We start from the raw sequence: 10,145 nt of genomic DNA, 5'->3' as shown, positions 1-10,145 counted from the left end.
GCGCGCACGCGGCACCGATTTCGTGATCGAGCCGCATATCCGCTTTCAGGGTCAGCCCGGCGAACAGGCAACGATGTTCCTGCTCGACCCCAGCGGCAACGCGCTGGAATTCAAGGCGTTTGCCGATCGCAGCCAGCTGTTCGCCAAGTAGGCGACAGACTCACCCATGCCCGATCTACGAATTCGCGCGGCCCAACGCGCCGACGTACCCCTGATTCTGCGCTTTGTGCGCGAGCTGGCGATCTACGAAAAAGCCCTCGACGAGGTGGTGGCGAGCGAGGCCACGGTCGAACAATCGCTTTTCGACGAGGGCGCGCGGGCCTTCGCCTTCATCTGCGAAGACGCCGGCGAGCCGATCGGTTTCGCCGTGTGTTTCTACAGCTATTCCACCTGGCTGGCGCGCAACGGCCTTTATCTGGAAGACCTCTACGTCACACCCGAGGCGCGCGGCCGCGGCGCCGGCAAGGCGCTGTTGCAATATCTGGCGCGGCTGGCGGTCGAGGAAGGCTGCGGACGCTTCGAATGGAGCGTGCTGGACTGGAATACGCCCGCGATCGATTTCTATGAATCGGTGGGCGCCAGGCCGCAGTCGGAATGGACGACCTATCGGCTGGCCGGCGACGCACTGTCGCGTTTCGCCAAGGGCTGACGCGCCCCGCTCAGGCGCCGGCCACGGCCCAGTGGTCGGTACGCGTACGCCAGACCACCGCCACCATGCGGGTGACAAGAAACATCGTCAGCCCGACCCAGATGCCGGCCAGCCCCCAGCCAAACGCCCACGACAGCCAGATCAACGGCAGAAACGCCCCCAGCGCACAGGCGAGCGTGGTGGTGCGCAGGAAACGGGTATCGGCTGCGCCGAGCAACACCCCGTCGAGCGCGAACACGATCCCGGCCACCGGCTGCTGGGCAACGAACAGCCACCAGGCATGGGGAATCTGGGCCAGCACCGCCGCATCGTTGGTGAACAGCGCCGGCAGCACATTCGCGAGGGCCGCGAACAGCACCGCCAGCGCCACCCCGAGTCCGAACGAATAACGCGTGATCTGCCAGGCCACCGCCCGCGCACGTGCCACCCGGTGCGCGCCCAGCTCCGAACCGATGATTGCCTGTGCAGCAATGGCCAGCGAATCCAGTACCAGCGATAGAAACACCCATAGCTGATAGACGATCTGGTGGGCCCCCAGGGCCGCCGCGGATTCGCGCGCGGCCACCGCTGCCGCCGACAGAAAACAGATCTGGAAAGACGCGCTGCGCAGAATCAGGTCGCGGCCGAGCACCATCTGCGCTTTCATGATCGCCCAGCGCGGGCGCACCAGTGCATGCTCGACGCGCAGCGCCCGCAGAAACAGGGCGGCCGCGGTGTACTGGGCCAGCACGTTGGCCATGGCCGAACCTTCCAAACCGAAGCCGAGCGGATAGACCAGCAGCGGGCAGGCGATCGCCGAGAGGATATTGCCGGCCAGGATGTAATAGAGCGGGCGTACCGTATCCTGCACGCCACGCATCCAGCCGTTGCCGGCCAGGGTGATGAGAATGGCCGGTGCGCCGATCAACGCGATCCGTAGCCAGGAGGCTGCCGCCTCGGCGACCGCCGGGTTGCCGGCCAGTGCCGAGAGCATCGGATAGGCGAACAGCTGGCCGAGCACCAGCACCGTCAGCCCCACGAAGATCGCCAGCCAGGTCGCCTGGCCGCCCTCGGCCACCGCCTCGGCGCGGCGACCCGCGCCGTAGAGACGGGCACTACGGGCCGTGGTGCCATAGGACAGAAACGTCAGCTGGCTGGTGAGTACCGACAGCACCGTACCGCCCAGCGCCAGACCGGCGAGCGGGCGTGCACCCAGATGGCCCACCACGGCCGTATCCACCAGTACGTACAACGGCTCGGCAGCGAGTACGCCCAGCGCCGGCACCGCGAGCGAAAGAATGCGCCGGAGCGTAACCGGCGCTTCGGTATCGTTGGCTGTCATCGCACGACCTGTCGAACCAGAATGGCCATGGCGCCTGCCGCAGCAGGCCGCCCGGCCGGAAGGCGGCGCAATTTATCATGTCGAGGGCCATGCGCCCGATGTCCACGCATTGAATTCGCCCGCCGGGGCACGCACCTTGTCGACTGATTCAGGAGAACGCCGATGTCCGCCATGCCTACCGATCGACTCCAGCGCTTCATTTTCGACGACACCCAGGTGCGCGGCGAGATCGCCCAGCTGCACAGCACCTATCAGCAGGCCATCGCCAATCACGGCTACCCGTTGGCGGTGGAGCGCCTGCTGGGCGAACTGCTGGCGGCCTGTGCGCTGTTGACGGCCACGATCAAGTTCGACGGCACGCTGAGCATCGAATTCCGTGGCAAGGGCGCGCTCAAACTGCTCATGGCCGAATCCAACCCCGGGGTCGGCGAACGTGCCCAGCGCCTGCGCGGCGTGGCCCGTTTCGACGACGAGGCGCTGGCCACCATCGAAGAGCCCACGCTACAGGCCCTGGCCGAAGGCGGCCACGTGGTGATTACGCTGGACCCGGAAGAAGGGCAGCGCTATCAGGGCATCGTCGCCCTGGATAAAACGAGCATCGCCGGCTGTCTGGAAGAATACTTCGCCCAGTCGGAACAGCTGCCCACCCGGCTATGGCTGGCCACCGACGCCGAACACGCGGCCGGGTTGTTGATACAAAAGCTGCCGGAAGAAGCGACGGACGATACCGAAACCCGCGACGACGACGCCTGGGACCGGATCAACCATCTCGCCGATACCATCACCGGCGACGAGCTGACCGGCCTGGGTGCGGAACAGGTTCTGCACCGATTGTTCCACGAGGAACACGCGCGGGTATTCGACCCGGCGCCGGTCAAGTTCAGCTGTACCTGCACACGCGAACGCTTCGGCCGGGCCCTGCATCAGCTCGGCGCGCAGGAGCTGCGCAGCGTGCTGGAAGAGCAGGGGCAGGTGGAAACGCAGTGCCATTTCTGCAACACGGTCTATACCTTCACGCCCGCGGACGTCGAAGCGCTGATCGACAACCCGGACGCCGAACCGCCCACGGTGCACTAGCCGACGCAACCTCGCCTTACGACGGCCCCGTTGCCCGACCTTGCTGTGGGTCGGCGGCAGGCATATCGGCGCCCACGACCCGGTTGCGGCCCGCGTTCTTGGCCGCATAAAGACGCGCATCGGCCGCGGCGATAAGCGTTTGCAGATCCTCGTCGCCGTCGGGCACCTTGACGCCGGCGCTGAAGCTCGAGCTGAACGTTTCGCTACCGGCCGTGAACTGGAATTGGGTAAACGATTCACGCAGTTCGTCGATAATCTCCACGGCCTTGGCCGTACCGCAGCCGGGCAGGGCCACGATGAACTCTTCGCCGCCGTAGCGTCCCAGCAGATCGGATGTTCGCAGACGCCGACGCAGCAGGTTCGCCAGGGCCCGGATGACCTCATCGCCCACCAGATGCCCATAGGTGTCGTTGACGCGCTTGAAGAAGTCGATATCCAGCATGACCACCGCGATCGGCTCCGCGCGACGGCGTGCCTGGGACAGCGCGGATGCGATACGTTCCTTGATGTCGGCGTGCTTGAGCAGGCCCGTCAGGCTATCGCGTGACAGCGCCATCGAAAGCTCTCGGGCACGGCGGGCCCTGGCCTGTACCGACGCCACGAAGGCATTGGGCGTGATCGGCTTGATGAGAAAGTCGTCGCCGGCCTTGGTCATGGCCTCGAGCTGGGCATTGGCGTCCTCGATGGCCGAGAGGTACATGATGGGCATCTGCAGCCAGCGCGAGTGGTAGCGCACCATCTGGGCCAGCTCGGGGCCGCTGCAGCGCGGCATGCGTACGTCGAGTACCAGCACATCCGGATTGAAGCGCTCCATCACCGCCAGGGTGTCGTCCGGCTCACTGAGCGTCTTGACGGTAAAGCCGGCGCTTTCCAGCACCAGTCGGTGATAGGCAAGCATGGATTCGTCGTCGTCGACCATGAGCACGCGCAGCGGCGCGGCGCGATGGGCGCGCATATGGCTTTCGAGCAGGGCGGTGACCCGAATCGGGTCCAGCGGCTGAGCCAGGAAACCGACCACACCGGCCCGAACCGCGCGCAGCTGCACGTCGAATTCAGCCGACTGTTCGCTGGCGAACAGAGGCAGGGGTGTCTCCATTTCCGCCTGGATCGCCTCGCCGACGGCCAGACCACCGACGGCTTCGCGGTCGGCGAAATGCAGGTCCAGAATCAGCGCATCCGGGCGCCGGCTGCGACAGGCCGCGCGCAGCGACGGGCCGTTATCGAACAATTCGGCACGGTAGTCGAAACTCTCCAGAATCTGCATCAGCTGAGCGCCGGTTTCGGGCTCGTCCTCAAGGATATAAATCAGCGGTTCGTCTTCATCGACGACGCCGTCGAAACCCGGCACGGTTTTTTGCCCGCCCTGCGAGTCGGGCTCGGGATCGGCAAGCAATTCCGGCAGGCGAACCATGCGCGCGATGATCGTGTCGTAAACCGCCGGTGCCCGCCCTTTGAGAATCGCATCCAGCTCGCGCTCACAGCTGCGACAGGCCTGGCCGATCTCGACAAAACCAAAGGTCGACGAGCCGCCGGCAATCTTGTGCAGTCGATCACGAATCGGCTGCCAATCCGATACGTTTTGGCAATTGCCGGACTCGCCGCGCGCCCAGTCTGCAAGCTCGGCAAGCTCCACGCGCAGGCCTACCCCATAGGCCTCGCGCATCTGTGCCAATTGCTGGGCGACATCAATCGGGGGCGTCGGCATCGAATTTGTCCCATATTTCCCGAATCTGCTCACTGAGCGTGAGCGGATCGAACGGTTTCACGATAACCGCCGAAGCGCCGAGCGCATAGTAGCTGGCATGATCGGCCGGCTGCGTCTTGGCCGTCATGAACACCACGGGAATACGATCGATATCGATCACATCCGCCAGCGCGGCCAACGTATCGGGCCCGTCCATGCCCGGCATCATGACATCGAGCAACAGCAGCTCCGGGTCGAATCCCGCCGCCTTTTCGAGTGCCTGTTGGCCGCTGTTACAGCTACATACCGTCAGCCCGCCCACATTTTCCAGCGCGACCCGCGCGATCGCGATGATGGATTCATCGTCTTCTATGTGCAGTACCCGTTCCAATGCCGTCATAACGTCAGTTGCCACTGCCACGATCCTCACCAGGGATTGTTGTAGTTTTTAACGGCAGGGTCACGTAGAAAATCGTGCCTGCGCCTTCCGTACTTTCGAAGCCGATTTTGCCGTGCATCTGCTCGATCAACTGCTTGCTGATCGCAAGTCCGAGGCCGGTACCGCCCTGACGCCGGGTGTTGCTGCTATCGGCCTGAGCGAACAACTGAAAGAGATTGCTCCGAAACGCGGCCGGTATGCCCGCCCCGTTGTCGGCGACGCGGATCACCGCCTTGTCCGCCTGGCGTTCGTAACCGAGCGTCACCCGGTCGCCGGCCGGGGAAAACTTGATCGCGTTGGAAAGCAGGTTGGACAACACCTGGGCAAAGCGCAGCGCATCCACGTCGACATCCAACGCCTCGTCTCCGACCAGATCGAGAGCTACATTGAAACTGTCTGCATAGCCCTTGTTGGTGAGCAATGCTTCCTCGAGCAGGGAGCGCAGATCGTGCACCTGGTAGTTAAACGCCATCTTGTCGGCGGCGAGCTTTTCCCAGTCCAGCAGGTCGTTGACGAGCATGCTCAGACGTTCGGCGTTACGCTGCGCCACGCCCAGCATTTCCTCGAAGCCGGGTGGCACCGCCCCGAGCGCGCCGGAGTTGAGCAGGCCCAGCGAGCCCTTGATGGACGTAATGGGCGTACGCAGCTCGTGACTGACCACGGCCACGAATTCGCTTTTCATGCGATCAAGCTGACGTTCGACGGTAATATCGCGAATCTGGGCCACGTAGTTGATCAGCTTGCCACGGCTATTACGCGTAAGCGCGACCGAGAGCTGGATCCAGATCGTCTCGCCGTTACGCTTGAAATAACGCTTGGCAAGCTGAAACGAACTGACCTCGCCCGCCAACAGCCGATGCACATGTTCGAGGTCTTTATGCAGATCATCCGGATGCGTGATTGCCTGGAAATCCAAGGCCAGCAGTTGCTCGCGCGAATAGTCGAGCATCTCGCACAGCGACTGGTTCACTTCGAGGAACTGCCCGGTGAGCGAAACCAGCGCCATGCCCTGAGGGGCGCTGTCGAAGGCGGTACGAAACCGTGCCTCGCTGGTCTGCAGCGCCTGCTCCATGGCCAGCAGCTGGCTACGGTCGATGGCGATACCCAGAAAACCGATCACCGCATCGGCATGATCGCGTATGGCGCTGAACACCAGACGCAAAAGACGCCGGCTCGCATCGGCACAGACGAAGTGCCAGTCGCGGCTTTCGATCTGGCCACGCAACGGGCGCTCGGTGAGTGCTTCCAGCGGCGTGAGTTCGCGACCAGCCTCCTGTTCGACTTCGGTGACAAAAGTCGCCAGCTCCTCGGGGTCGTGCAGGTCGACCATACTCTTCTTGGCGACCGCATCGGACCAGCTATAGCCCAGCAGTCGCTCGGCCCCGGGGTTGAACAACGTAATGATGCCGTTGTTGTCCATGGCCATGATCGCGACCTCGGTCGATGCATTGACCACGGCCTCCAGATACCGTCGCATCTGTGCGATTTCACGTTCACGCGCCTTGCGCGCCGTGATATCGAACATGGCGGCCACCGCGCCGAGCAGATTGCCGCGCGAGTCGAAGAAGGGCCGCCCGCTGCACAGCACCTGCCGGGGCGCCATCCCGGTTGCCTTGATACACATTTCAAGATCGCGCACCGGCTCACCGTTCAGCGCCCGGATCAGCGGGACGTCTTCAGGCACGAGCAGCGTGTCGCCATCGGCGGCGTACAGGTCGAAATGCTCGGCCCATTGCGACTGGGGGATACGCATGGGATCGCTTTGATGCCACTTGCGCGCGACCGAGTTGAACAGGGTCAGATCGCCCTCGGCATCGCAGGCCACCACACCACCCGGCAACGCCTCGAGCAGGCTGCCGAGCATGGCCTCGCGGGTTTCGGCCTTGCGCTTGGCCAGCCGTTGTTCGATCAGCGTGACCGTAAGATCGGCCAGATCCTGCAGGCCGACGCGCTGGGTTTCATTGAGCGGGCCCGGCGTGGAGTCGAACACGCACAGCGAACCCAGTCGATGACCGCCGGCCACCTTGAGAATGATGCTGCCATAGAACCGCACATGCGGCTCATCGACCACCATGGGGTTATTCGCAAATCGCGCGTCGTCACGAACATCGGGGATTTCGATCAGGCCATCTTCTTCAAGCACCGCCGCGCAGAAAGAAATATCGCGCGGTACCTCCGTCGCCTCGACACCGAAACGGCTCTTGAACCATTGCCGGTCGGTTTCGATGAAGGTGATCAAGGCATGTGGCACATTGCATATCTGCGCCGCCAGACGCGTAATGGCATCGAACTCGGATTCCGGCTCGGAATCGACCAACGAATAGTCCGAGAGCACGCGCAGGCGCTGCGCTTCAGCGCTCGTCGTCGAATCCGTCATTTCCGTTGCACTAACCGCCATGGTCGTACCGAGAATCGGGGTTTGGATAGATATCGGTCGTTATCGGCCGTTCTGCAGCAAATTTGAAAGCCGTCCAGCCACGCCAGCGTCGCCAGGCCGGGCCGCAGCCGACAAGATATGTCGCCAACTCTGCCCGCCGGGCCGTGCAGCCTTGAGGCCACGGCACTCGCAAGACTCGGCCAGGCTAGTATTCGCGCGCGTTTTCGAGCCCGCCCTCGTAGACCGGCGTACCTCCGGCATCGTGGATCAACGCTTCGGCGATAGGCCGCACGCTGTCGTCGTTCACCGTATAAGGCACCTCGAATTCGGCCGAGTCCACCGTATCCGGCGTCGGAAAGCTGTGTGCGCTTTTCAGGTTGAAGGCCCGGATGAAACGCGTGCCCTCGAACAGCCGCGCCGAGTAGATGGCTTCGCCTACCGCTTCGGCCTGCTTCGCGATTTCGCCGTCACGCCGTTCGATTGCATTGTCGACATTCACGAGCACCTTGTTCTTCATGGCGCGGGCGTGGGCGCGGGCGATATCGGGTTCGGCGGCATAGGGCACCGCCAGCACGATGATGCCGGCCTGGTCGATCGCTTCAGCGACGGTGGCGGCCCGGGCGCCATGGCCGGCGCGTTCGACCACATCGCCCAGCCTGTCCGGATGACGCGTGGCGAAAATCACGCGATAGCCGGCAGCCGCCCACAGGTTGCCCAGCGCCTGGCCCATGTCACCGGCGCCGATCATGGCGATGGTGCTCGATATCGGCCGCGGCTCCGGCTCTTGCGCGGCGTGGGCAGCCGCCCCGGCGCACACGACGGCCAACCATCCCAATACGAGATACCGCAGGGCCCCTTTGCAGCAAAGCAATCCGGCTTGAACGTGATACGACATCGTCATGGCCACTCCGGCATGGCAGTGAATATGCATACCGAGTCTACGCATGGCTTCTGGCACGCGGCGAGCCCGTATCCGAACGGCGCAGCCCGGCCACAGGCCAGCGGACGAAACCAGCTCACACGGCCGTTGGCGATACGGCGACGGACGATGATTTGTGCGCAGACAAAATATCTTTTTCGATCAGCACATTAGACGTTCATTGGTGGATACATCGATTACCCCGCCGAAACAGATGCTTGTAGGCCACCCGAACAGCCCGCGATGCGGCTCGTCACGGGATTGCTGCGTTCGCGCATTCCAATCCCTAGACTTCGCGCCTGTTTCAATCCAACCGGGAGTCGTCGATGAGCAAGAAGGGAGTGGGTATCGCCGTGGTGGTGATACTGCTGATATTGATCGCGGGCGTTGCCCCTTACGTCATCGGCGGCAAGGTGGAAACACGTTTTCGCGAGGGCATTGCCCAGGCGAATAGCGAGTATGGCTATCCCATCGAGCTCACCGACTACCAGCGCGGCTGGCTGCATTCGCATGCCGTGACCCGGGTACAGATCGAAGACCAGACCTTCGATATCGATCACGAGATCACCCACGGCCCCTTGTTCGTGTTTGGCTGGGCGAGTATCCATAGCGAGCTGCCCCAGGATTTCACGCCCGAAGTCGCCGGCTTTTTCGATCAATCGCCGCTGGTAGCCGACACCCGGCTCGGTTTTGGCGGCGGCTACCGTATCGATATCGAATCGCCGGCCTTCGACAAGGATGTGCCCGAGCACCCCGGCGCGCATGTGGCCTGGCAGGGGCTGGACGGTCACTACAGCCGTGACGGCAACCAGATCGAGCTGCAGCTGCAGGGCGGTGGCCTGAAGCTCGACGGGCCCGAGGGTCGTGTCGTGGTCGACGATATTCGGCTCAGCGGCGACGGCAGCGCCATGGACGACCTGGATAATCCCGATGCCGAGCTGGACTGGGACAGCCGCTTCGAAGCCAGCCTGGGCCGCTATCAAATCTCCGATAAAGAAGGCGTGTTCGATATCGCCTATGGCATGCGGCTGCACGCCGACACCGCCAACGGCGACAACGACACCGTCGAGCTGCATGCCGGCTACGACATCACCGATCTGCAGATCAATGCGCAGCCGGATCAAGGCGATCCGATCGATATTGCCCTCGACAAGGCCGCCATAAAGCTTGATCTGACCGGCCTCAAAGCCGACCCGGTGGAAAAGGCCGTTCTGGCACTGCGCGATATCGACACGTCCCGGCAATCGCCCGAGCAGGCACAGGCGCTCGCCGCGCGCGTGCTCATGGAGCTGGCGCCGAAGATTCTGTCCGGCACGCCGAAACTGACCGTGACGGTGCCGCCGCTGGAAACCGGCCACGGCCAGGCACGTGGCGAAATCGCGGCCGGGCTGATCGATAGCGACGAGATCCCGCCGCGCGTGGCCGAGGCCACCCGCGACATGCCCATGCTGGCCATGGCCCAGCGGCTGACCCTCGACGCCAACGTATTCGTCGAGCAGCAGCTCATCGACTGGGTGGCCGACAACCTGGCCAGCGAGCGCCCGGCCATGGCCCGCGATCTGAACTCGCAGATCAAGATGCTGGTTCAGCAGGGCTTTCTCATGCGCGAAGACGGCGCAGTGGGGCTCAAGCTGCATTCCGGCAAGGATGCGGTCGTGCTCAACGGCCACGAGATTCCG

General features: G+C 63.6%; 8 protein-coding genes and 1 pseudogene. 4 read left to right on the top strand and 5 right to left on the bottom strand.

All coding sequences use genetic code 11. The annotated features are described in order from the left end of the window. Positions 1-151 (top strand): annotated as a pseudogene (locus CMN27_RS17475) (glyoxalase); the annotation flags it as partial. 15 nt (positions 152-166) lie between these two features. Continuing rightward, positions 167-649: a GNAT family N-acetyltransferase gene (locus CMN27_RS12675; protein WP_293626944.1), complete on the top strand. Its 483-nt coding sequence runs from the start codon at positions 167-169 to the stop codon at positions 647-649. Between the two features lie 10 nt (positions 650-659). Here the strand turns inward: CMN27_RS12675 and CMN27_RS12670 are convergent, their stop codons facing one another. Further along, entirely contained in the window at positions 660-1,970 is a 1,311-nt protein-coding gene (locus CMN27_RS12670) for an MATE family efflux transporter (RefSeq protein WP_293626942.1), read from the bottom strand. Positions 1,971-2,132: 162 nt separating this feature from the next. On the opposite strand from CMN27_RS12670, the gene hslO reads away from it, so the two are divergent. Beyond that, entirely contained in the window at positions 2,133-3,047 is a 915-nt protein-coding gene (gene hslO, locus CMN27_RS12665; protein ID WP_293626940.1) for an Hsp33 family molecular chaperone HslO, read from the top strand. 16 nt (positions 3,048-3,063) lie between these two features. Here the strand turns inward: hslO and CMN27_RS12660 are convergent, their stop codons facing one another. The 4 genes from CMN27_RS12660 to CMN27_RS12645 form a co-directional block, all read right to left on the bottom strand. After that, entirely contained in the window at positions 3,064-4,752 is a 1,689-nt protein-coding gene (locus CMN27_RS12660) for a diguanylate cyclase (protein WP_293626938.1), read from the bottom strand. Then, the gene (locus CMN27_RS12655; protein WP_293626936.1) at positions 4,733-5,131 is read right to left on the bottom strand and encodes a response regulator; all 399 of its coding nucleotides are present in this window, start codon (positions 5,129-5,131) and stop codon (positions 4,733-4,735) included. Before CMN27_RS12655 ends, CMN27_RS12660 begins: the two co-directional genes overlap by 20 nt. 4 nt (positions 5,132-5,135) lie before the next feature. Next, entirely contained in the window at positions 5,136-7,568 is a 2,433-nt protein-coding gene (locus CMN27_RS12650) for a PAS domain S-box protein (protein ID WP_293626934.1), read from the bottom strand. A gap of 184 nt (positions 7,569-7,752) precedes the next feature. Continuing rightward, positions 7,753-8,442, bottom strand: a complete 690-nt coding sequence (locus CMN27_RS12645; protein ID WP_293626946.1) for an NAD(P)-binding domain-containing protein — start codon at positions 8,440-8,442, stop codon at positions 7,753-7,755. Between the two features lie 350 nt (positions 8,443-8,792). On the opposite strand from CMN27_RS12645, the gene CMN27_RS12640 reads away from it, so the two are divergent. Continuing rightward, a partial coding sequence (locus CMN27_RS12640) for a YdgA family protein (protein ID WP_293626932.1) occupies positions 8,793-10,145 on the top strand: 1,353 nt, incomplete at its 3' end.

The sequence above is a fragment of the Salinisphaera sp. genome (genome assembly GCF_002729955.1).
Lineage (GTDB): Bacteria > Pseudomonadota > Gammaproteobacteria > Nevskiales > Salinisphaeraceae > Salinisphaera.
The sequence above is the reverse complement of the archived record's forward strand: the minus strand, read 5'-3'. Positions and strand labels throughout refer to the sequence as shown.